The organism is Lentibacillus cibarius (assembly GCF_005887555.1).
In the GTDB taxonomy this organism is placed as follows: Bacteria; Bacillota; Bacilli; order Bacillales; family Amphibacillaceae; genus Lentibacillus; species Lentibacillus cibarius.
Window position 1 is genome coordinate 529245 of the sequence record NZ_VCIA01000001.1, and the last position, 23772, is coordinate 553016.

The following is a 23772-nucleotide window of genomic DNA, read 5'->3' on the forward strand; positions in this document are numbered from 1 at the left end:
AATTTTGTTATCACAAAACGCCTGCTTGGGGCTGATTAATATATCTTCCAACGAGATTTGCAAGGTCTACTACGCGTTTAGAATAACCCCACTCATTATCATACCATGCTAAAATCTTAATCTTATTATCGCCCATTACCATTGTTGACAGACCATCAATAATAGCAGAATAACTTGTTGTTGTGTAATCAATCGAAACTAATGGCTCATCACTATAGTTGATAATTCCGTTCAAATCATTTTTAGAAGCATCTCGGAAAATGTTATTAATTTTATCGGCTGTAACAGATTCCTCCAGATCGATTACAAGGTCAACAAGTGATACATTCGGAGTCGGTACCCTTAGTGCCATACCGTGTAGCTTACCATCTAGTTGCGGTAGCACCTCGCCCAGTGCTTTTGCAGCACCAGTGGAAGTCGGGATAATCGATTGCGTACATCCACGGGCACGACGTAAATCTTTATGCGGATTATCAAGGTTTTTCTGATCGTTAGTAAACGAATGAACCGTTGTCATCAATCCATTGGTAATCGTAAAGTTATCATCAAGCACCTTTACAACCGGCGCCAGACAATTGGTTGTGCAGGAAGCATTGGAAATGACATGATCATTTTCGGGTTCATATGATGCTTCATTTACACCCATAACAATCGTTTTGTCAACTTGTTTTCCGGGAGCTGTAATAATCACCTTTTGGGCTCCGGCTTGGATATGCCGACCTGCATCTTCTTTTGTTTTAAACTTTCCCGTCGCCTCTATAACAACATCGACACCAAATTCACTCCATGGAAGCTTTTCCGGTTCACGTGAGCTCACGATAGCGATTTCTTTCTCATTTATTTTCAGAGTATTATTACAAGCTTTCACTTCTTCACTAAAAATACCATGCACACTGTCATATTTAATCAAATGGGCCAGTGTCTCGGGAGGGTAGCTTGCATTGATTGCTACAACCTCTAACTCATCATCAGTTACCGCCTGGCGAAAAACCATTCGACCGATACGGCCAAATCCGTTAATTGCAATCCGGGTCTTATTCATTTGCGGTCCCCCTATTATGTTATACTCATTAGTCCTTTATATTAATTAGTATAACATAATAAAAGTTCAATGTGACCACTTTTTTTAAAAAAACTGTCGTCTATTTATCCATTTGAATATCTGTCATCTTTTTCTTCTTATTTCTCTATATGGAATTAATTTATCGCACAATAAAGCCGCTTGACTCACAAGGTCAAACGGCTTTGTACGTTTTTAAATCAGCGGACTACTAGTACTGGTAGTTCGGAACGATTCAACACGGCGTGGGCAACGCTACCAAGCAATGCACGGTCGAAAAACCCACGCCCATGACTGCCAACAACAATTAAATCAGCATCTTTTTCCTTTGCTACGTTACAAATTGTTGTGCTAGGATGCCCGACTTCATGAACGAAATGCACACGGTCCTTCCATTCATGATACATTTGATTTTCTACAGTCTTTCTTATTTCCTTTTTGATTTGATCCTCGTAATGGTCAACAACATCCGGAACGAGATCATAGGCATAATTTTCTTTGGCTGTAACATAGAGGACATGTAATTCTGCTTCCGGCCAAGCTTTGAGATATTCTTTCACCATTTCCCCCGCATTCTCTGATGATTCGGAGCCATCTGTTGCAAATAAAATAGATTTCATAATAACCTCCCCCCTCTCTTAAACAATAAAGTAAACAATTACCGATAATGCTACTGATGTAACAGTCATCGCTGCCAACGGACGTAATGCACGTGTTCGCAGGTCCTTTAGGCTGACGTTCAACCCAAGGCCGACCATTGCTGCGGTTAATAGCCACGTTGTAAGCGTAAAGACACCATTCATTACACTATCTGATACCGGGATAGAGTGTCCGAATACATAGCTTCCTAAAATACTCAAAATAATAAAGCCGACAAGGAACCATGGGAATTCGATTTTTGTGTCTGCTGCATCATTATCCTTGTTTTTGCGTTTCATGATGGCTATGAAAATAAAGCAAAGTGGAACAAGCAAAAAGACACGACCCAATTTTGAAAGTAATGCGATGGCTAATCCTTCATCACCTGCAGGCGCTCCTGCGAGTGCAACATGAGCAACTTCATGTAGGCTGGAACCTGACCAGACACCGTACTCAATGGCGTCAAGCGGGAGCACAGGACGCAAAATCGTATAGACAATTGCAAAAACAGTTCCCATCAAAGCGATAATACCGACACCGATGGCGGTATCTTCATCTTTTGCTTTCACAATTGGAGCAACTGCGGCAATTGCTGCTGCCCCACAAACCCCTGTGCCGACACCAAGTAATAAGGATATGTTCTTATCTGCTTTGAATACTTTTGCCAGCCAGATGGTTGCGAAAATGGCAAAGACAATAACCCCTGCATCCCGAATCAAAAGCCCAAGCCCATCACTTAATACTGTATCGATATTTAGTTTTAGTCCGTATAGAATAATTGCTGCCCGCAGTAACCGTTTTGATGCAAAGGCAATTCCTGGTCGGATCGCTTCCGGATATCCGAAAATCTGTCGATAAAAAACGGCGATAATGATTGCACATGCCAGCTGTCCAACACGATCAAACCCGGGTACCATCGCTAGTAAATAGCCCAACAAAGCAATCAAAAAAGTGAATGCTACCCCGCCGATCCACGCCGTTTTTGGGGATGGCTGTTTTTTCGATTCTGCGTTTTCCATTTTTGAATCCGTGCTTTCTTGTGTATTTGGCAATGCCATGACAACACCTCCTGCATATAATGATAATAGATTTTCATGTATAAGGAAAATAAATATTTATAATTATTAACATAAGTAAAATATTTATATAGTGAAATAAAGAGACTTACAATTCCCTTTTTTAAATATTTCACTAAGTCGGATCCACTTCTACTTATTTTGATGTGGCCATTTACTTAAACATGGAAGATATTTATAATTAAATATAATTGGAGGGTGTACAATGAGATATTTACTGACTGTTTTATCAGTTGTCGTCTTTTTAGCCGCATGTGGAAACGATACTGAAGAAAATCTACAAAAAGAAAATGCTACTTTAACCATTTCTGCCGCCGCCAGTATGACGGATGTGATGGAAGAATTAAAGAATGTTTATGAAAACGAAGAAAATGCTGAATTGACGCTTAACTTCGGTGGTTCCGGTAAACTGGCCCAGCAAATACAACAAGGTGCTCCGGCAGACGTTTTTATTTCTGCTAACCAGGACTGGATGAACAGACTGGAAAATGATGATCTGATTTTACCAGCTACACGAAAAGAAATTACCGGAAACAGTATTGTGCTAATTGCCAACAAGGATTCGACTCTGGATTATGATTCCATTGATACTGTAAAGCCAAATGATGTGGAGCAGATTGCGATCGGTAACCCAGAAAGTGTACCAGCCGGGAGGTATGCCCAGCAAACATTAAAGTCGTTGCAATTGTGGGACAAGCTGAAAGATGAGATGGTGTTGGCTAAAGACGTACGCCAAGTTCTTACATATGTGGAAACGGGAAATACCGATATCGGTTTTGTGTATAAAAGTGATGCGCTAATTTCTGATAAAATTCAAGTGCTAACAGAAGCAGACGCTGCCACACATGATGCCATTATTTATCCGACCGCGGTTATAGCCGATACGAAACATAAAAAAAAGGCGAAAGCTTTTGTCGAATTTCTTCAAACAGACGAAGCACAAACAATATTTAAAAAGTACGGATTTGAAATAACAAAGGCGCAAGCATCCTTGCAGGCTAAAAACGCGACGTCCTGTACGTCGAAGCCGGACGTGGCCTAACCTTGCAAGTAAAACTTATATCGCGAAATTTTATAGTTTGTTATCATTTGAAAAATAGGTGATAAATATGCCCGATATTAATTACTCGCCGTTATGGTTATCCTTTAAAACAGCTGCAATTGCAACGGTTATTGTATTTATCATCGGCGTGTTTTTGGCAAGAGCAATAGCACGGAATGATTTTTTTGGGAAAAGTGTTGTCGAGGCCATTTTTATGCTGCCGCTTGTACTTCCGCCTACTGTTGTTGGTTTTGGGTTATTGGTTATTTTCGGAAAAAATGGACCATTAGGCACTATGATAGAGAACATGTTCGATACGCAAATTGTATTTACGTGGAATGCTGTTCTCATAGCCGCCGTCGTCGTTGCGTTCCCGTTAATGTATCAAAGCGCCTCAGCAGCATTTCAGCAATTTGATCCAAACGTGGAAAAGGCAGCATATACGATGGGGGCCTCGAGGTGGAAGGTGTTTTGGACTGTTTCTTTCCCGATTGCATGGCCAGGTTTGCTGTCTGGTCTTGTATTAACCTTTGCAAGGGCGCTCGGAGAATTTGGTGCAACGTTAATGCTCGCGGGTTATATTCCCGGTGTCACGAATACCATACCACTGGCGATTTACTTTGAGGTAGAGGCGGGGAATACAGATACAGCAACATTTTGGGTAGCCATTATTATTATCATTGGCTTTAGTGCTATATTATGGCTAAATTGGTGGAGTAAACGGAATCTGTTGCGCTACAAAAATAACGCCAGGTAATGGTGAGGGGAGTCACATGTTAAATATAAACATAGAAAAAGAACTAGCTCACTATAAGCTAAGTCTTTCATTTCAAGCTGCAGATGAAATTATCGTGCTTTTTGGTCCATCAGGTTCAGGAAAAACCACCGTGTTGAATTGTATCGCTGGTTTGACAGATCCGGATAAAGGTTATATACAATTAAATCACAGGATTTTATTTGCTGAAAGAGACAAACCACTGCCTATTCAGAAACGTCATATCGGTTATTTATTTCAGGATTATGCGCTTTTCCCACATAAGACGGTTTGGAAAAATATAGCATACGGTATGCAAAACGAGCAGCTTGCTTTAGACCTGATGCGTGAGTTGCGAATTGAACATTTACAAAATCATTACCCACAGCAAATCTCTGGCGGGGAAAAACAGCGAGTAGCATTGGCACGTGCATTAGCAACTGCCCCGGATCTATTATTGCTTGATGAACCATTTTCCGCATTGGATGATGATACTCGTAAGCGAAGCCATGCCGAATTATTACGCTTGCACCGGATATGGAAAATACCGGTTATACTCGTAACCCACTCACGGGAAGAGGCAGAAAAATTAGGGGATCGGATATTATACATGGAAGATGGAACATTGAAACGTACAGAACCGCACAGCTGATACCATTATTAAGCTGCAAAGCTCAGAATCAATTCTTCTGAGCTTTGTCTGATTTATAGCACTTCCCATACCCGGAGCAGGGATTCAAGCTGCTGATATGACGCTTGTTTCGTTCCATTGTTATTGATCACGGCATCGGCAAGTGCGGCTTTCTCTTTGACCGGCATTTGTGCGTGAATCCGCTGGTACGCCTCTTTTTCCGAATAACCGTCACGATTCATCAATCGCTCCAACTGAACTTCTTCGTCAACATAGACAACCACGGTCTTATCAACTAAATGAGTCAGTTTGCTTTCAAACAGCAATGGGATATCCAGAACAACACATTTTTCCCCAGATGCGGCTTTGGCATCTCTTTTTTTAAGCATTCTTTCTCTAACAGCTGGATGCACCACACTATTTAATTGTTTGCGTTTTTTTTCGTCGGCAAAAACGATGTCTCCCAATTTTTTCCTGTCAATTGTTTTATCATCCCGGAGAATCGATTCCCCAAACATCTCGACAATTTGCTCATATGCCGTTTCCCCTGGCATCACGACTTCCCTAGATATCTTATCCGCGTCAATCACTGGAATCTGATAATCATCAAACATTAACGAAACCGTACTTTTACCACTTGCAATACTGCCGGTAAGACCTATTATTAACGTCATGTGCTAGCCCTCATTTCATTTGTTGGCAGTTGAGGCAAACGTGTGTCCCTCGGCCGCCGATTTTCATTTTAACAATTTCTTTTCCGCACATCTTACAAGGTTCATTATCCCGTCCATAAACAAACAGGTCCTGTTGAAACATACCCATATCCCCTTGCGAATTAACATAGGAGCGGATAGTGGTCCCACCTTTGTCGATGGCTTCACGCAATGTGGCTATAGACGCTTCCCAAATAGCTGTTACTTCTTTTTTCTTTAATTTGCTGGCTTTTCGCAATGGGTGGACATTCGCTTTGAATAATGTTTCGTCGACATAAATATTCCCAAGACCTGCAACCACTGTCTGATCCAGTAGCACCGTTTTGATTGCTCGCTCCGTTTTTTTTAGCTTTTGATACAGATATTCTGCTGTAAAGGCGGCATCAAATGGATCAAGTCCTAATTGATTTAGTGGCTTATTATCCTGCGCTTCTCCTATGTCAAATACATGCATCGTACCAAACTTACGCACATCATTATAACGAAGTTCCTCCCCGTCGTTAAACACAAAAATAACATGGGTATGTTTTTTAACAGGTTCGTGAGACGGGTGAACACTATATTTTCCTTCCATCCGCAAATGCGACACGAGTACCGTATCATCGAGTTGAAACAGGAGAAACTTCCCTTTTCGGTCTAGATCTCTGATTGTTTGTCCGATAAGTTGATGCTTGAATTGTTCCGCATCATCCGGCCGTTTAATCATATTAGACCAATAGACCCTAACATCGGCAATGGTCTTATTTATACAAAATCGCTTTAACGTTTCTTTGATGGTTTCGACTTCTGGCAATTCTGGCATGTCATCTTCCCCTTATTTCGCATCAAACCAGCTGTCACCATATTCATAATCAACTTTTAAAGGTACATTCAAGTCAACGGTGTGTTCCATGATAGCTGGTACGAGTTCCTTCAAATGTTCTATTTCTTCTTTTGGTGCCTCCAAGATCAATTCGTCATGTACCTGGAGAAGCATTCGAGCGTCCATTTTTTCGTCTTTCAATTTTTCGCTTAAATCAATCATTGCTTTTTTGATGATATCTGCGGCACTTCCCTGGATTGGGGTATTCATTGCTGTTCGCTCAGCAAAAGAGCGCCGATTAAAATTCCTGCTTGTAATATCAGGCAAATAACGTCTGCGGTTCATGAGCGTTGTCACATAACCTCGATGCTTGGCCTCTTGGACAACTTCATCCATATAGGCTTTTACATCGGGATAACTTTCAAAGTAGCGTTCGATGAATTGTTTTGCCTCTTTACGCGTTATACCAAGACTTTGCGAAAGCCCGAAGTCACTAATCCCGTAGACAATACCGAAATTCACCGCTTTGGCTTGGCGGCGCATATTGGCGTTCACTTCCTCCTGAGAGACGCCAAATACATCCATGGCCGTTTTGGTATGGATATCCAAGTTGTTTGCGAACGCCTCCACCAACTTTTTGTCATTCGCAATGTGCGCCAAAACGCGGAGCTCAATTTGTGAATAATCGGCAGCAAACATCATCCAGTCGGTTTTTGACGGAACAAATGCCTGACGAATTTTGCGGCCTTCCTCAAGCCGGATGGGAATGTTTTGTAGATTTGGATCAATCGAGCTTAAGCGGCCCGTTTGCGTCAGCGCCTGATTAAACCTAGTGTGGATCTTATGGGTATCCTTGTCCACCACTCTTAATAGTCCAGAAAGATAAGTGGATTGCAGTTTACTGAGCTGTCTGTACAAAAGAAGCTTTGGAATAATGTCATGCTCATGCTGCAGCTGTTCCAGAACATCAGCGGCGGTAGAATATCCTGTTTTTGTTTTTTTGATGACAGGTAAACCCAATTTTTCAAATAGAATAGGACCTAGCTGTTTTGGTGAATTAAGATTGAATTCCTCACCTGCCAGGTCATGAATTTCCTTTTCCAAATCGCTCAGACGCTGTTTCAGGTCCTTATCCATTTCATGTAGACGATTGGTATCAACCATCACACCGGTATGTTCCATTTCCCCTAAAATAAGAGCAAGAGGCATCTCCAGTTCCTTAAGTAATTCATACTGTTCATTCGCCTTTAGCTGCTCTTCCATTTGATTTTTTAACCGGAAGAGAAGAGTTGTTTTACGGACAATATGGTTACTTAATTCATCCTGTTCAGGTACCTTCATTTTGGCGCCTTTCCCATAAACTTCTTCATCGTATAACACATCTGCCTGATTTAATCGATGCGCAATTGCCGGAATGTCATGACTATTCTCAGCCGGATTAAGCAAATAAGAGGCGAGTAGCATGTCAAATGTGATGCCTTGAATATGAATGCCTCGGTTTAATAGCGCAACTAATGTTTTCTTCGCATCAAAGACTATTTTAGATTTGCTGCTGTCTTCAGCCCATGCCTGAAAAATATCGGAACTCAGTGCTGTTTCTGCCGGTATAAAATATGCCTTCTTTTCGTTGACGATCCCGATACCTTCAGCCTCTCCGTAATGGTAATTTTCATCAAGCATTTCCACAACCAATGCTGCTTGATCACCAAGCATATCTTCTGTAATGTCATCAGCAATTTTGTAATCGATTGCCGTCAATTCAGCGCGTTCTTGTGTATCATCTGCCGGTTCACTGCCAATTCGGCTTAAAAGCGACTGGAAGCCTAAATCTTTGAAGATCCTATTTACTTCCGTCTGTGGATAACCTGAATATACAATGTCGGCTATCGATACTTCTATTGGTGAATCTCGGTCAATCGTAACTAGCTGTTTACTCATAAATGCTTCTTCTTTATGGTTCTGTAATTTTTCCTTTAATTTTTCACCGCTTACCTCATCTATATGATCATATACGTTGTCCACTGTCTCAAATTGATTCAGAAGTTTTTGAGCTGTTTTCTCACCAACCCCCGGAACCCCTGGAATATTGTCCGAGTTATCCCCCATCAATGCCTTGAGATCAATTATCTGTTCCGGTGCAATAGCCATTTTTTCCTTCATGTAAGACGGCGTATACGGCTCGATATCACTGATCCCTTTTTTCGTTAGGTTTACAGTAACCTGGTCTGAAACAAGCTGGAGCAAGTCTTTGTCACCGGAAATGACCGTGACTTCCCACCCTTTCTCCTGTGCCTGTTTGGATAAAGTCCCGATGATGTCATCTGCCTCATATAAATCAAGCTGGTAATGCGACACCTGGAATGCATCCAGCACTTCCTTTAATAGTGGAATTTGTTCCGATAGTTCAGGTGGCGTCTTTTGCCGTCCGCCCTTATATTCCTGATAAGTTTCATGACGGAATGTCGTTTTACCGGCATCAAAAGCGACGAGTAGATGCGTCGGTTGTTCATCCTCCAAAATTTTCAATAACATATTGGTGAAACCATAGACAGCATTGGTATATACACCTTTATCATTATTCAGCAGTGGCAGCGCAAAAAAAGCCCGATAAATCACACTGTTTCCGTCAATCAATACAAGTTTATTTGACATGTGCCAATCCTCCGATCGCAACGAAATACTTCCTATAGTGTATCATTAATCATACAACCTTGATAAACATAAAACTGTTTTCTTAAGGCTATTTTTTGAACACAAAAGATATATAATACGACGCAACTTTGTATGAGTGTTAAACTGACGCTGCGGAAATACACTCGGTGAAGCATACGCTCCTCGTAGGTTTTATTATATGTTCATCTTTCTTCTTCCTTTCAAGTCTTGTGTGTTCATTTCAGACTGTGAAAGTTGAATTATTTAGTTAAAAAATTATTGCCGTATCTTGAGCTTGCTTACCTCATCTTCCAGTTTACGTATTCGTTTCTGCATATTGTAGATAACTGGTAAATAAGCAACGGCAATAATAACAATAACCCAAAAGGCACTCATATCCATTCCGTATCCCCCCAAATGAACTGCTTTAGTCATTAACTTCCCTTAGTATAACAAAAACACCCCCATTACGGGGATGTTTTGTCATATTTGGGAAGTAGAACATGAAATGCGGAACCTTCGCCAGGCTTGCTATCAACAGAGATTTTCCCATCATGCACCTCTACAATATGTTTGACAATGGCGAGACCGAGTCCTGTTCCACCTGTATCTCGGCTACGAGCTTTATCCACCCGATAAAACCGCTCAAATATCCTTGGAATAGCCTCCTGGTCAATGCCGATTCCATTATCGGAAACCGTGATATAAACATTTTCTTCTTCATCAGTTATCGACAAATTCACGTCGCCATTTTCCGGTGTATAACTAATGGCATTTGTTAATAGATTGATGAGTATTTGTTTAATTCGTTTCCCATCAGCATGCATTGTTATGTCTTTTGTTACATCCGTTGTCAGGCTGATACCTTTTTGCTCTGCACGTTGCTGAATAATCGGCAAAACCTCACTTATCAGCCGATCGAAATTAATGGTTGTTCTCGTTAATTTAAATTCATCTTTTTCAAGTCTAGACAATGTAAGTAGATCTTCAATCAAACTACTAAGGCGGGAACTTTCATCATAAATAATCTTTAAAAAGTTATTAAGTGTCTCCTTATCGTCCATCGCACCATTTAGCAAGGTCTCAGTAAATCCAGTAATCGAGGTAATTGGTGTTTTCAGTTCGTGTGATACATTCGCCACAAAGTCCTTTCGCATTACTTCAAGCTTTTTTAGATGAGTAATGTCATATAACAGCAGGACTGCACCCTTTAACATGTTCCGTTCATCAAATATCGGCGCACCGATGATATCAATATATTTTTTTTCAAAATCAATCGTCTGCGTGAACGAATCTGTTATATTTTTTTCGTACAGAAATGTATGTTGCACTGTTTGATGAATCGTTTCATTCTCCAAAACATCGTAATATAAATAGCTTCGATAATCCTGTGGGGTCCCACCGAACATTGATAAAAATTTTCGGTTGACTAAGTGAATGTAGCCTTTACCATCAATTAGTACAAGACCGCTTTGTGTATTATCAATAACCGTTGACAGCTGCTCTTCCTGCATCTGCTCCTGCATTCGAAATTCACTTAGGTTCCGGGCCAATACATTCAATTTATTATTGAGCTCACCTATACTACCACCTGACTCATGATGGATTCGAGCCCGGTAATTACCTTCCAACAGTTCATCAACTAGTCTTGAAGACTTCCAGATGGGCCTTATATATTTTTCATTCACATGAAGCATGATGACAAGCAAGATAATATATTCCACAACAAGGATTGATGCAAGAATAATATACGCTTCTGTTAGCTGGCTAATAATAATCCCCGTTACAGCAACGAGAATAAAAATACCAGCATGATAAGCTGCCAGCGGTTTTCCTAATAAAGGTCGTAATCGCATTATGTTGGTTCCTCCAATTTGTAACCCAGTCCTCTTATCGTTTTAATATACATTGGCTTTTTTGTATCCGGTTCAATCTTTTCCCGCAAGTGACTAATATGAACATCAACAATTCGAGTGTCTCCAGCGAAGTCATAGTTCCAAACCGCACGCAGAAGCTTTTCCCGTGATAACACTTCACCCTTATGAGAAGCAAGGTAGTATAGCAACTCAAATTCTTTTCTGGTAAATGCAAGGGGCCTTTCGTTTCTTTTCACCTCATATCGATCCGGATAAATGGTCAAATTGCCGACTACCATAAATTTAGTGCTTTCGCTCCAGGATTTTTCCATCCGCCTTAAAATGGCTTTTACACGGGCAATCACTTCTTTGGTACTGAACGGCTTTGTCAAATAGTCATCCGCACCAAGCTCCAGCCCTAGAATTTTGTCAGTCTCCTCATCTCTCGCTGTAAGCATAAGGATTGGCGTGTCAATCTGATTGTTCCGCAAATACCTGCATACATCCATACCATCCATTTCAGGTAGCATTAAATCAAGAATTATTAGATCGTAATGACCACTTTTTGCCTTTTGAATCGCCGTAATACCATCATAAGCCACATCGGTTGCAAACCCCGCCTGTTCAACATTAAATGTCAGTAGCGTAATAATAGATGGCTCATCATCTATAATCAGCACCCGTTTCTTCAATTAGTACTCCCCATTCCTATGCATGTTAGTTACCCTTATCTTACAATGAACAGGCAGTCATGTGAAACGATTCTTTTTTAACATTAAATTTACCGGGGGTTGTAATTATATCGAATTTAAAAAAAGTTTTCCAGTGATTGTCCTGTCAGGGATTCGGGTTCATAAGCGGGGCAGACATTAAGTTTTCCTTTTACAACTTCATCACCTTCATGGTCAAAGCCGATTACTGATAGCGTCACTTCATGATTTTCTTGATCAATAGCAATCACTTCCAATGTGAGTTTCACTTCAGCATAATGGTAAACTGGTTTTAGAAAACGCATTTCATGTTGGGTGATATGGCTTCCGGGTCCAGGCAGGTTCATCGATACAATGGATGACACCATACCGAAGAGCATAACGGATGGGACAACTGGCTGTTTATACGGGGTCTGTGAAGCATAATCATGTTGTATATAGAGTGGGTTGGCGTCATTGGTCAAACCTAAATATAATAATAGTTCCTTATCCTCTATGATACGGGATGTGGTATAGGAATCTCCAATTTGTAAATCATTGATTTTCTTTCCTAATTTTCTTCTTTTTCCGATCATGTCAACACCTCCATCTTTGTAAGCGCTTACCATTATACCAGAAAATTGTCATTATTGCTATTGCTTAACGAAACATTTAAAGATGATGCAATATAAAAAGCTCCCCTTTACACGAATCGGTAAAGAGAAGCTGATGTATTGTTTAGGGTTACTCTAACATATGAAGGACATTTTTTACGGAATCGGCTGATTGATCTAGTGCAGCTTTTTCATCTTCGGTCAAATCAAGTTCAATGATTTCTTCCAGACCATTTCCGCCGATAATAGTCGGCACGCCAAGATAGATATCTTTATAACCATACTCACCTTCCAGGTAAGCAATTGATGGAATTACTCGGCGCTGATCTTTCAGAATCGCTTCCGCCATAACCGTTAATGAAGCGGCTGGAGCGTAATAAGCACTGCCATTCCCTAACAGACCAACAATTTCTCCGCCGCCTTTACGTGTACGCTCAACAATTTCATCAAGACGATCTTTTGAAATCAGTTTTTCAAGTGGGATTCCGCCGGCGTATGAATAACGAATCAACGGCACCATGTCGTCGCCGTGACCGCCGAGAACGAAGCCGGTAATGTCTTTAACCGACAAGTTGAGCTCTTCGGCAATAAATGTACAAAAGCGCGCTGTATCCAGTACACCGGATTGGCCGATAACCCGTTCTTTAGGAAGTCCAGATTCTTTAAATACAGTGTAAGTCATGGCATCGACCGGATTAGTCAATACAATAATTGTCGTATCCGGTGAATATTTTACAATATCCTGTGTGATAGATTTCATGATTTTTGCATTCGTGTTGACCAGATCATCACGGCTCATGCCAGGTTTTCGGGCAATACCGGCGGTGATGATGACAAGATCAGAACCTTTCGTGTCCTCATAATTGGCTGTTCCCGTGATATTAGCGTCAAACCCCTGAATAGGGCTCGCTTCCTTCATATCCAGCGCTTTCCCTTTTGTTGGGTCCTCCATATCCGGGATATCAACTAATACGACATCTCCAAGTTCCTTTTGTGCCATCATTAGAGCAGTAGTGGCACCAGTAAAACCAGAGCCAATAACGGATATTTTTTTGCGTTTAATTGCCATGTTAATCGCCTTCTTTCCTTCCGATTAGTCCATGTTTTTAATCAGTTCATCACCGAATTTACTTGTTTTCACTTCGGTTGCACCGTCCATCATACGCGCAAAGTCATAGGTAACCACTTTGGAAGCGATGGTTTTATCCATTGCTTTTGTGATCAGATTTGCTGCCTCTCTCCACTCAAGATGTTCAAGCATCAGTACAGCTGAAAGAATCATTGACGATGGATTAACCTTATCCATTCCCGCGTATTTTGGAGCGGTACCATGTGTTGCTTCAAAAATAGCATGCCCAGTATCATAGTTAATATTTGCTCCCGGTGCAATACCAATTCCGCCAACTTGTGCTGCCAGTGCATCAGAAATGTAGTCACCATTAAGGTTCATCGTAGCGACAACATCGAATTCTTTCGGACGAGTCAGAATTTGCTGTAGGAAGATGTCGGCAATGGCATCTTTTATGACCAGTTTTCCGGCAGCAACCGCCTCTTCCTCTGCTTTGTTGGCCGCCTCTTTCCCTTCTTTTTCAACAATGCGATCATATTCAGCCCATGTGAACACTTTATCACCGTACTCTTGTTCGGCAACTTCATATCCCCACGCTTTAAAGGATCCTTCCGTGAATTTCATAATGTTGCCCTTATGTACTAGTGTCACATTTCTTCGTCCTTCATTGAGTGCATACTCAATTGCAGCTCTAACAAGACGTTTCGTTCCCTCCTCGGATACCGGCTTCACACCAATCCCGGATGATTCAGGGAAACGAATATTATTGACACCCATTTCATTCTGCAGGAAGTCAATTACTTTTTTCACCTCGTCGGATCCCTCTTGCCATTCGATTCCAGCGTAGATATCTTCTGTATTTTCACGGAAAATTGCCATGTCCACATCTTCAGGATGCTTTACAGGAGATGGTACCCCACTGAAATAACGGACAGGACGTAAGCAGGTGAATAAATCCAGTTCCTGTCGCAATGCAACATTCAAGGAACGAATACCACCGCCGATTGGTGTTGTAAGCGGTCCTTTGATGGCAATTTTATATTCATCAATTGTTTTAAGCGTTTCATCCGGAAGCCATTCACCGGTTCTATCATATGACTTTTGCCCGGCATAGACCTCTTTCCATTCGATTTGTTTTTCACCGTTGTAAGCTTTATCAACGGCGGCCTCGATAACCCGTCGTGCTGCAGCCCAAATGTCTGGACCGGTTCCGTCACCTTCAATAAAAGGAATAATCGGATGATTTGGAACATTCATCTTACCTTTTTCAACAATGATTTTTTCGCCTTGTGTCATCATAATTACCTCCTATTCATCTTCAAGCATACAAATACATTCTATCATAATAACTTAAATCTTGTAATAACCGGGCTTTAGGCAAATTTATTTAAGCCCGGCACTTTATTTTTCACGACGATTAGCGGTTTTCAATCGCCACATATTCTTGGTTTTCCGGTCCAACATATTCAGCACGTGGACGGATTAGTCGGTTGTTATCATATTGCTCAAGAATATGTGCCAACCAACCGGATACACGACTCATCGCAAAAATTGGTGTGAACAAATCATTTTCAATGTCTAAACTGTGATAAACGGATGCAGAGTAAAAGTCAACATTCGCCGGCAATCCTTTTTCTTCTTTAATAAAGTCTTCAATTTTGACGGACATGTTATACCATTTTGTCTGTCCAGTTATCTTAGTTAGTTCCTTAGACATATGTTTTAAGTGTTTTGCACGGGGGTCACCATTTTTATACACTCGATGTCCCATCCCCATAATTTTTTCCTTGTTGGCAATCTTTTCTTTGATGTAAGGGATTGCATTCTCTTCCTCACCAATTTCCATAAGCATTTCCATTACACGCTCGTTGGCACCGCCGTGAATAGGTCCTTTTAATGCTCCGATTGCCGCAGTTACGCCTGAATAGACATCCGATAAAGTAGCAACACATACGCGTGCTGTGAATGTTGAGGCATTCAATTCATGGTCGGCATGCAGCACCAGTGCCTTGTTGATAGCTTCTTCTTCCACGTCTTTAGGCTCTTCCCCATTCAGCATATACAGAAAGTTTGCCGCAAAGCCCAGTTCTTTCTTCGGCTTAATAGGGTCTTTTCCCTGGCGAATTCGGGCAAAAGCAGTTACGATCGTAGCTATTTTTGCCTGCAAGCGGAGTGCCTTTCGCTTATTAGCCGCCTGTTCCATGACATCTGCCTCATCATCGTATAACCCCAGAATGGATACCGCAGTACGAAGCGCCGCCATTGGATGTACAGTTGATAAATCATAAGAACGTAAATGATCAATTACTGGCTCCGGTAATTCCATATTGGCTGCCAGTTCAGCTTTAAACTGGTCAAGTTCTGATTTGTTTGGTAATCGTAAATTCCACAACAAGAAAACAACTTCTTCAAAACTTGAATTCTCCGCCAAATCGTCAATCTTATAACCGACATATGTGAGCTGATCATCAATGATAGAACTGATTGACGATTGTGTTGCGACAATTCCTTCCAACCCTTTTGTTGTTGTCATAACAAACCCTCTCCTTTTCTATGAGTTATTCATTAACTAGGATAAAGTAATTAGTGATTACATTGACAATATTATGCCATCCCCATGTCAATTATAAAGTATTACACACGCAATGTGAATTGAAACCGATTAATTCGAGCAAACTTTTGTATGTATAAGCAGTATTTATGCGGTATCATTTGTCCTCTATCACTCTAAAATGCTATCCCATGTCTATTTTTCCGTTTTTTATCATAAAAAAGATAGTACAAGTCTTAAATGCATTCGGAGGGGCGGCATTGTACAAAGAAAAACTATTTCAATTACTGCGAGCATGTATTGTTGTCTTTATCGTCATCATGGGATATTTTCTGTTAAATTGGACACTGCCTTATATTTATCCTTTTTTGTTTGCAGTCCTATTATCCATTGTCCTCAATCCCATTGTTTCATTTTTAGAGAAAAAAATTCGGCTACCACGTGGATTAGCTGCATTTATTGTTATCGTGTCGACCTTTATTATTGTTACAGGGGGCTTTATCCTACTTATTTCTGAATTGATTCAGGGGACAGCATACCTTGCAGAGCATGTTCCTGCCCATTTTCATCAGCTAATGCTCATCTTTAAAAGCTTACTAGATGAACAAATTCTACCATTATACGAAAAGTTCAATTCCCTTTTTCATTCGCTAAGCCCTGATAGACAGACCAAGATTCATGAATACACGAATAAGTTAATGAATGAATGGGCATCAGAAGTTGCGGCCTTTCTTCAAAAAACGCTGATGCAGATTCCTGGAGTGCTAGCACGGCTACCCGGGTATGCTGCGATTTTTCTGTTTATCATCATGGCAGCCTTTTTCATCACCAGCGATTGGTACGCATTAAACAAGACTATAAAGAGAGCAATCCCGAAAAATTACCGTTTAGCCAGTAGCACAATCCTTATTCAATTACAAAAAGCTTTTTGTGGATTTATCAAAGCCCAGTTAATTTTAATAGCTATAACGGCTGCCACCATATTAACAGGGCTTGCTGCAGCGGGTATCAACTATGCTCTGACCATTTCCTTGTTTGCTGCCTTAGCAGATATACTTCCCATCGTTGGAACGGGTATTATTTTTATTCCTTGGATTTGCTATTTATTTCTGACAGCGAACTATTCTTTGACGATTGTTCTATCCATTTTATACGGAATTGTTATCGTACAACGACAACTGCTTGAACCGAAAATATTAGCGAATAATGTAGGATTAAATCCACTTGCCGCACTGACAGCTTTGTTTGCTGGTTTTCAATTATGGGGTGCTATCGGATTAATTGCCGGTCCGTTCATCGTCATTGCCGGAAAAGGATTGTATCAGGCAGGCGTGTTTCATAAAATCGGTCAATTTATAAAGTGGAACTAAAATCAATAGAAGGTCAGGACGTGCTAGTGCAGGCGCCCACATAGGACGTCCTGACCTTAGCCTACCCTTTCTCCCTCCATTAATTATAGTTAAAAAAATCGCACAAGATAATATAGCTACGGCATCGATACATCTTCGCATTCAAAAAATGGTTTTTCTTTTCTCATAATAATCATCCTAGCGCCAATCATGCATTAAGGTGTCGCTTTATTACCACTGTAGCAGCTAAACCATTAAACAATTGGAAGAAGTCTCATCTACCATCTCCGGTATATAATTGTCCCGTTATTCATCCAACGCCGTAACAATTCCTGTAGCATTCGTTTAAAAGGTCCTCTTGTAAATGGAAGTACTAAAGCAAACCCAGCTGCATCTGTTATAAAACCTGGCGAAAACAAGAATACACCCCCGACAAAGATACAAATCCCATCAATCAATGCTTCAGCAGGAGTTATACCTTGGTTCATAGACAACTGTGCCCTTTGCCAGGTTTCAATCCCTTGTCTTTTTGCCAGTGATACACCAACAATCCCTGTCAAAATGATTAGTATCACAACCCACCAGGGACCAATGATGTTTCCAGCCCAAATAAACACACCTATTTCTAATGCAGGAATGATCAATAAAGCAAGTAACAGCCAACGCACCGTATCACCCTTCGTTTAACCTGATTTGGGTAAAAATGACTTTTTTAAACCCGGGTTGTGTCTGCAGCTTCTATTTCGCTCCGCCATGCTATATACGTTCCGTTTACTAATTTGACCAATAGCTTCTTACAAGACACTTGCATGTCCCTGGTAAATATCACCTTTGGCCCCATCAATGGTTATGTCGATACCGTCCTCAATCTTATCAAAAACATCTTTAACACCAACAATAACCGGGATACCAAGGCTTAACCCAACAACAGCTGCATGTGAAGTCAATCCTCCTTCTTCTGTGACAATCCCCGCTGCTTTTTCAATTGCTTGCATCATATCTCGGTCTGTGCCATACGTAACTAGAATATCATTTTCACGAACGTTTTTGAGTGCCTCCTCGGCATTCCGAGCAACTACTGCTCTTCCATATGCGCTGCTTCGACCTATACCTTGACCTTTTGCCATAACATCACCTATCACATGAACTTTCATTAGATTGGTGGTACCACTTTCACCAACTGGAACACCTGCCGTTATAATGACCCTGCTTCCCCGTTCAACGATATTTGAGCTAAGCCCCTGGTCAATCGCAACATCTAGCATCTCATCTGTCGAATGTGCTTTAGCTCCCATTGCTGCGTGCACACCCCAGACAAGACCTAATTGCCGATTAACAACGTCAGAAAAAGTAACGGCAATAATTGGGGCTTTCGGACGATATTTGGAAATCATCCTCGCTGTATGCCCGCTTTCGGTCGGTGCTATGATTGCACTGACCGTCAGATTCATTGCGGTATGTGTCACTGACTGGCTTATTGCATCTGTTATTGTCATATGTGATGACTTAGAACGGTTATCCAAAATCATGTCGTGATCAAGTGCTGTCTCTGCCTTCAGTGCAATATTACTCATTGTCTGAACTGATTCAACCGGATAATCACCTGCAGCAGTCTCCCCTGAAAGCATAATCGCATCGGTGCCGTCAAAGATCGCATTCGCCACATCAGATGCTTCCGCCCTTGTTGGTCTCGGGTTACGTTGCATGGAATCTAACATTTGTGTTGCAGTGATAACCGGTTTTCCAGCTGTATTACACTTGGAAATCAATTCTTTTTGAACTAGCGGGACATCTTCAGCCGGGGTTTCCACACCTAGGTCTCCCCGGGCAACCATCAAACCGTCACTAACTTCCAAGATGGATTCAATATTATCAATTCCTTCTTGGTTTTCAATTTTTGGTATAATGTTCAGGTGGGTTGCATCATGTTTTTCAAGCAATTCCTGAATTTCCAATATGTCTGATGGTCGGCGTACAAATGATGCAGCGATAAAATCTACTTCCTGTTCAATGCCAAATATAATATCATTAGCATCTTTTTCAGTTATTCCCGGCAAATTGACACGGACATTCGGAACATTAACACCTTTTTTATTCTTAATGATGCCTGAATTTAGTGCCTTTGTTTTTAATTCTCGCTTTTCATTATCAATCTCCATCACTTCAAGCTCAATCAATCCATCATCCAACAAAATTTTCGAGCCTGGATGAACATCATCCATCAGACCGCCATAGGTTATTGAAAATCGTTCTGCTGTACCTTCCACTTCGTCCATGGTGACTTGTACAATGCTGTCTTTCAGAATTTCTGCCTCTCCATCCCGAAATGTTCCAGTTCTAATTTCAGGCCCTTTTGTGTCAAGAAGAATAGCAACCGTTTTTCCGGTTTTTTCCGCTGCTTCCCGAATATTTTCGATTCTTGCTTTATGTTCATTAAAGTCACCGTGGGAAAAGTTAAGTCTGGCAACATTCATCCCCGCTTCAATAAGTTGTGTCAGTCTCTCAACTGATTCCGACGCTGGGCCGATTGTACAAACAATTTTTGTCTTTCGCATTTTCCAGCCTCCTTTGCCGAATTAAATCGACAATTCTTTTGATAATTGATACATGCTGAAATCAATCGTGTGCTTTTCTTCCAATACCCCTGCGATGTCATGAGTCATCAGTTTATTATTCTGAATACCTGTCATTTTCCCAGCTTCACCGCTAAGGAGCAAATCAACGGCTTGAGCGCCCAGTCGGCTGGCGAGCACCCGATCTGCAGCAGTTGGTGATCCACCCCGCTGGATGTGACCTAAAACTGTCACTCGTGTTTCCAAATTGGAATTTTCCTTTATTCTCTCTGCATAGTCAAATGCATTTCCGACACCTTCAGCAAGAATAATGATACTGTGTTTTTTGCCACGTTGTTGTCCGCGCTTTAGCCGGTCAACAATTTCTTGGAGCTCGTCTTTTTTTTCAGGTATTAAAATGCTTTCGGCTCCATCGGCAAGACCGGCCCACAGTGCCAAGTCACCAGCATGACGACCCATTACTTCAATGATAAAGGTCCGTTCATGCGATGATGCTGTATCACGAATTTTGTCAATTGCTTCAATAACTGTATTTAATGCCGTATCAAAGCCAATCGTAAAATCTGTACCTGCAATATCGTTATCAATTGTCCCTGGAATACCAATACATGGGTATCCCTTTTCCGTAAGTTTTTGGGCACCGCGGAAGCTTCCGTCCCCACCGATAACAATCAGACCTTCAATGCCGTGCTTTTTTAACTGTTCAACACCTTTTTGTTGCCCTTCATCACGCTTAAAGTCCTCACTCCGTGCCGAATGTAGAATCGTGCCGCCGCGCTGGATGATATCACCGACAGAACCTATATCCATCTTTTCTATATGGTCATCAATAAGACCTTGGAATCCATTTTTTATACCGAATATTTCAACATTGTGATAGATCGCTTTACGTACAACGGCTCGGATGGCCGCGTTCATGCCCGGTGCATCACCACCGCTCGTCAAAATACCTATTTTTTTCATATTTTTCACCTCATGTTTAATATCGTTGTCTTCTTCAAAGATAAATGTAAAGCCAAAAAATATCAATTAATTTAGTTGTCGGCAGTACATATGAGAAAGCATATCGGGCTTTGGATTATAAAGAGGAAGAGGCTGACATTTGTCAACCTCTTCCATCCGGTGACACATACAGAGTTACATTTCTTGGTATTCACCGATTTGCTTATATTTTTCCCATCTTGTTTCAAGTAATTCATCTACGGACTTTGCCGTCAGTTCCTCAAGAGACTTCGCTAATACAGCATCAATATTTTTAGCCTGTTCTTGTATGTCACGATGAGCACCACCTCTTGGTTCCGGAATAATCTCATCAACAACATCAAGTTCTTTCAAATCGTAAGTAGTAATCTTCATTGTTTCAGCCGCCTTCCTAGCCAGACCGGAATCCTTCCATAACAACGCCGCGGCTCCTTCAGGTGAAATAACCGAATACGTTGAGTTCTCCAGCATATGGATACGATCACCTACACCTAGACCTAGGGCACCACCGCTCCCACCTTCACCGATGACAATACAAATGATTGGTACCGACAAACCAGCCATTTCCACCAGGTTCCGAGCAATTGCTTCACTCTGTCCACGCTCCTCGGCAGCTTTACCTGGGTAAGCACCTTTCGTATCAATGAAGCTAATGATTGGACGGTTAAACTTTTCTGCCTGGCGCATATGTCTTAATGCTTTTCGATATCCTTCTGGATGTGGCATGCCAAAATTGCGGCGAATATTTTCTTTCGTATCTTTTCCCCGTTGATGACCAATTACCGTAACCGGTTGTTCACCATAAAAAGCGATACCCGTGACAATCGCTTCATCATCTCCAAACAAGCGATCACCATGAAATTCCATAAAGTTCGTGAACAATTCCTGTATATAATCTAATGTAGTCGGACGTTCTTGATGTCGGGCCATTTGGACACGGTGCCAAGGCTGGAGATTTCCGTAAATATCGTTCTCCAATTTTTCCAGCCGTTCTTCCAATGTGGATATTTCTGCTTCCAGATTAATGTCACTATCAGTTGTGAACGTTTTTAGCTCAGCGATTTTCTCTTTCAAGTTCACAATTGGTTTTTCAAAGTCCAACACCTGTTTCATGCTTGTTCCCTCCCTTTTGCATGCATAGACAGCAGTACAGTCAGGAAATTTTTCATCTCATGTCGGTGCACTACTTTATCTAGCTGGCCATGTTTGAGTAGGAATTCAGCAGTCTGAAAGTCATCCGGCAGTTCCTCACGAATCGTCTGTTCAATAATTCGGCGGCCGGCAAAGCCAATTAATGCCCCTGGTTCAGCAATATTGTAATCACCCACGGATGCAAAACTAGCAGAAACACCACCTGTTGTTGGATGGGTCATAATCGAAATCATTAACCCGCCCGCCTCAGAAAACCGTTTCACTGCAACGGATGTTTTAGACATCTGCATTAGGCTTAATACACCCTCCTGCATTCTCGCACCACCGGAAGCAGTGAATATAATAAACGGAAGCGACTCATTCTTTGCCTTTTCAATAGCACGAGCGATTTTTTCACCCATAACTGAGCCCATACTTCCCATTCGGAAACTAGAATCCATTACACTGAAAGCGGTCTCCTGTCCATCAATCAATCCCTTGCCGGTTACAACACCTTCATTTAGTCCAGTTTTATTGCGATCCTTTTCCACTTTCTCTTCATACCCGGGAAATTCCAATGGATTGGTTGTTGTAAGTTGCTTGTCCCATTCCTCAAACGTCCCTTCATCAAATAAACTGTTTATTCGATCCCAAGCCTTAAGCGGATGATGATAATCACAGTTTGGACAGACATTAATGTTCTTGTTCATTTCTTTCCGATAGTATATCTTATGACAATTATCACATTTTTTCATTAAACCCTCAGGAATATCAATCTTGCTTTGTTCACTCGGAATGGTCGCATACTTCCTTTTCTTGCCAAAAAAATCCTTAAGCAAGGGAATTCCTCCTTTTTCTAACAAACAAAAAAACACTATGAAACTGGTGTATACTTTAAACAACCAATCACAAAAATACTGTTATCATCCGTTGAAATAAATAATTATTTTTCCACAGGCAAACTATAAAATAAGTCCTCTATCTTTGCGTAATCTTTTGACTGATAAAGTCCGATGAGATCTAGGTAGAATGAGCGTTCATAGGATAGGCTGGAAATCGTGTACGAGAATTCATCCATCAGCTGCCAAACTTTAGCGAGAAGCAAATTCTCTGTTTTATGAAATAAATATTGAAAAAAGGCCACATGCGTTGCATTTGCATTTAATGTTTGATCCTGAACAATTTCTAACAACTGACTGATATCTTCATCATCCATATAATCATATGCAATTTTCGCTGCTTCTTTTTCGATAATTTTTTTAGCGAATAATAAATCATTCCTGGTATTGTTTCCCTGCAGGATAAACGAGGACAGCACCTCAACAGAGTGATACGGCCGATATGCGCTTAAAAACGTACCTTCCCCGTGCCGTGTTTCAATCAGACCAAGAAGCTCCATTGCACGTAACGCTTCACGGATGGATGACCGACCCGCCTGCAATTTTTCCGAAAGCACACGCTCCGATGGCAATTTATCGCCTGGCTGCAGATTATTTTCATCAATATACTTCCGCAGTTCCTGTAAAATGCCATGGTATACTTTTTGTTTTGGTAACATGGACACAGCCGGAGTCACCCCTTTTATAGATT

23 protein-coding genes are annotated in these 23772 nt (G+C 41.2%); 4 read left to right on the top strand and 19 right to left on the bottom strand.

Going from position 1 to position 23772, the window contains the following annotated elements; genetic code table 11:
* Nucleotides 1-10 precede the first annotated feature (10 nt).
* The 3 genes from FFL34_RS02710 to FFL34_RS02720 all read right to left on the bottom strand — a co-directional run bounded on the left by FFL34_RS02710 (nt 11) and on the right by FFL34_RS02720 (nt 2718).
* Entirely contained in the window at nt 11-1042 is a 1032-nt protein-coding gene (locus FFL34_RS02710; RefSeq protein ID WP_138601115.1) for a glyceraldehyde-3-phosphate dehydrogenase, read from the bottom strand.
* 218 nt (nt 1043-1260) lie between these two features.
* The gene (locus tag FFL34_RS02715) at nt 1261-1680 is read right to left on the bottom strand and encodes a universal stress protein (RefSeq protein ID WP_138601118.1); all 420 of its coding nucleotides are present in this window, start codon (nt 1678-1680) and stop codon (nt 1261-1263) included.
* 18 nt (nt 1681-1698) lie between these two features.
* On the bottom strand, nt 1699-2718 hold the full coding sequence (locus FFL34_RS02720; RefSeq protein ID WP_138604649.1) for a YeiH family protein: 1020 nt from the start codon (nt 2716-2718) through the stop codon (nt 1699-1701).
* Nucleotides 2719-2980: 262 nt separating this feature from the next.
* Here FFL34_RS02720 and modA point away from each other — a divergent pair, with 262 nt between their 5' ends.
* From modA to FFL34_RS02735, 3 genes are all read left to right on the top strand, one after another.
* Complete coding sequence (gene modA, locus FFL34_RS02725) at nt 2981-3817, top strand: molybdate ABC transporter substrate-binding protein (RefSeq protein ID WP_138601120.1); 837 nt, start codon at nt 2981-2983, stop codon at nt 3815-3817.
* 67 nt (nt 3818-3884) lie between these two features.
* Nucleotides 3885-4574 carry a molybdate ABC transporter permease subunit gene (gene modB / locus FFL34_RS02730; protein ID WP_138601122.1) on the top strand — a complete coding sequence of 230 codons (690 nt, stop codon included), beginning with the start codon at nt 3885-3887 and terminating at the stop codon, nt 4572-4574.
* Between the two features lie 16 nt (nt 4575-4590).
* The gene (locus tag FFL34_RS02735) at nt 4591-5223 is read left to right on the top strand and encodes an ATP-binding cassette domain-containing protein (RefSeq protein WP_138601125.1); all 633 of its coding nucleotides are present in this window, start codon (nt 4591-4593) and stop codon (nt 5221-5223) included.
* Nucleotides 5224-5276: 53 nt separating this feature from the next.
* On the opposite strand, the gene coaE is transcribed toward FFL34_RS02735, so the two are convergent.
* The 10 genes from coaE to citZ form a co-directional block, all read right to left on the bottom strand.
* A complete protein-coding gene (gene coaE, locus FFL34_RS02740; protein ID WP_138601127.1) occupies nt 5277-5876 on the bottom strand; it encodes a dephospho-CoA kinase in 600 nt (199 codons plus the stop codon).
* A 10-nt stretch (nt 5877-5886) separates the two neighbouring features.
* On the bottom strand, nt 5887-6717 hold the full coding sequence (mutM, locus tag FFL34_RS02745; RefSeq protein ID WP_138601130.1) for a DNA-formamidopyrimidine glycosylase: 831 nt from the start codon (nt 6715-6717) through the stop codon (nt 5887-5889).
* 12 nt (nt 6718-6729) lie between these two features.
* A complete protein-coding gene (gene polA, locus FFL34_RS02750; protein WP_138601132.1) occupies nt 6730-9369 on the bottom strand; it encodes a DNA polymerase I in 2640 nt (879 codons plus the stop codon).
* A gap of 276 nt (nt 9370-9645) precedes the next feature.
* The gene (locus tag FFL34_RS18760; RefSeq protein ID WP_267900355.1) at nt 9646-9771 is read right to left on the bottom strand and encodes a hypothetical protein; all 126 of its coding nucleotides are present in this window, start codon (nt 9769-9771) and stop codon (nt 9646-9648) included.
* Nucleotides 9772-9836: 65 nt separating this feature from the next.
* Entirely contained in the window at nt 9837-11225 is a 1389-nt protein-coding gene (pnpS, locus tag FFL34_RS02755) for a two-component system histidine kinase PnpS (RefSeq protein WP_138601135.1), read from the bottom strand.
* Nucleotides 11225-11917 (bottom strand): response regulator transcription factor, encoded by a 693-nt coding sequence (locus FFL34_RS02760; RefSeq protein WP_138601137.1) that lies wholly within the window; start codon nt 11915-11917, stop codon nt 11225-11227. Before FFL34_RS02760 ends, pnpS begins: the two co-directional genes overlap by 1 nt.
* A 116-nt stretch (nt 11918-12033) precedes the next feature.
* Nucleotides 12034-12510 carry a MaoC/PaaZ C-terminal domain-containing protein gene (locus FFL34_RS02765; protein WP_138601140.1) on the bottom strand — a complete coding sequence of 159 codons (477 nt, stop codon included), beginning with the start codon at nt 12508-12510 and terminating at the stop codon, nt 12034-12036.
* Between the two features lie 148 nt (nt 12511-12658).
* Nucleotides 12659-13597, bottom strand: coding sequence for a malate dehydrogenase (gene mdh / locus FFL34_RS02770; RefSeq protein ID WP_138601143.1), 939 nt, complete (start codon nt 13595-13597; stop codon nt 12659-12661).
* A gap of 24 nt (nt 13598-13621) precedes the next feature.
* A complete protein-coding gene (icd, locus tag FFL34_RS02775) occupies nt 13622-14893 on the bottom strand; it encodes an NADP-dependent isocitrate dehydrogenase (protein ID WP_138601146.1) in 1272 nt (423 codons plus the stop codon).
* Between the two features lie 121 nt (nt 14894-15014).
* Nucleotides 15015-16130 (bottom strand): citrate synthase, encoded by a 1116-nt coding sequence (citZ, locus tag FFL34_RS02780; RefSeq protein ID WP_138601148.1) that lies wholly within the window; start codon nt 16128-16130, stop codon nt 15015-15017.
* Nucleotides 16131-16408: 278 nt separating this feature from the next.
* On the opposite strand from citZ, the gene ytvI reads away from it, so the two are divergent.
* Nucleotides 16409-17518, top strand: coding sequence for a sporulation integral membrane protein YtvI (ytvI, locus tag FFL34_RS02785; protein WP_171046247.1), 1110 nt, complete (start codon nt 16409-16411; stop codon nt 17516-17518).
* Nucleotides 17519-17775: 257 nt separating this feature from the next.
* Here the strand turns inward: ytvI and FFL34_RS02790 are convergent, their stop codons facing one another.
* The 6 genes from FFL34_RS02790 to FFL34_RS02815 form a co-directional block, all read right to left on the bottom strand.
* On the bottom strand, nt 17776-18165 hold the full coding sequence (locus tag FFL34_RS02790; protein WP_138601154.1) for an FxsA family protein: 390 nt from the start codon (nt 18163-18165) through the stop codon (nt 17776-17778).
* A 126-nt stretch (nt 18166-18291) separates the two neighbouring features.
* Nucleotides 18292-20052 (bottom strand): pyruvate kinase, encoded by a 1761-nt coding sequence (pyk, locus tag FFL34_RS02795; RefSeq protein ID WP_138601157.1) that lies wholly within the window; start codon nt 20050-20052, stop codon nt 18292-18294.
* 21 nt (nt 20053-20073) lie between these two features.
* Complete coding sequence (gene pfkA, locus FFL34_RS02800; protein WP_138601161.1) at nt 20074-21033, bottom strand: 6-phosphofructokinase; 960 nt, start codon at nt 21031-21033, stop codon at nt 20074-20076.
* Nucleotides 21034-21207: 174 nt separating this feature from the next.
* Nucleotides 21208-22164 (bottom strand): acetyl-CoA carboxylase carboxyl transferase subunit alpha, encoded by a 957-nt coding sequence (gene accA / locus FFL34_RS02805; protein ID WP_138601164.1) that lies wholly within the window; start codon nt 22162-22164, stop codon nt 21208-21210.
* Nucleotides 22161-23021: an acetyl-CoA carboxylase, carboxyltransferase subunit beta gene (gene accD, locus FFL34_RS02810; protein WP_138601166.1), complete on the bottom strand. Its 861-nt coding sequence runs from the start codon at nt 23019-23021 to the stop codon at nt 22161-22163. Before accD ends, accA begins: the two co-directional genes overlap by 4 nt.
* A 104-nt stretch (nt 23022-23125) precedes the next feature.
* The gene (locus FFL34_RS02815; protein WP_181954949.1) at nt 23126-23740 is read right to left on the bottom strand and encodes a FadR/GntR family transcriptional regulator; all 615 of its coding nucleotides are present in this window, start codon (nt 23738-23740) and stop codon (nt 23126-23128) included.
* Between the last annotated feature and the right edge of the window lie 32 nt (nt 23741-23772).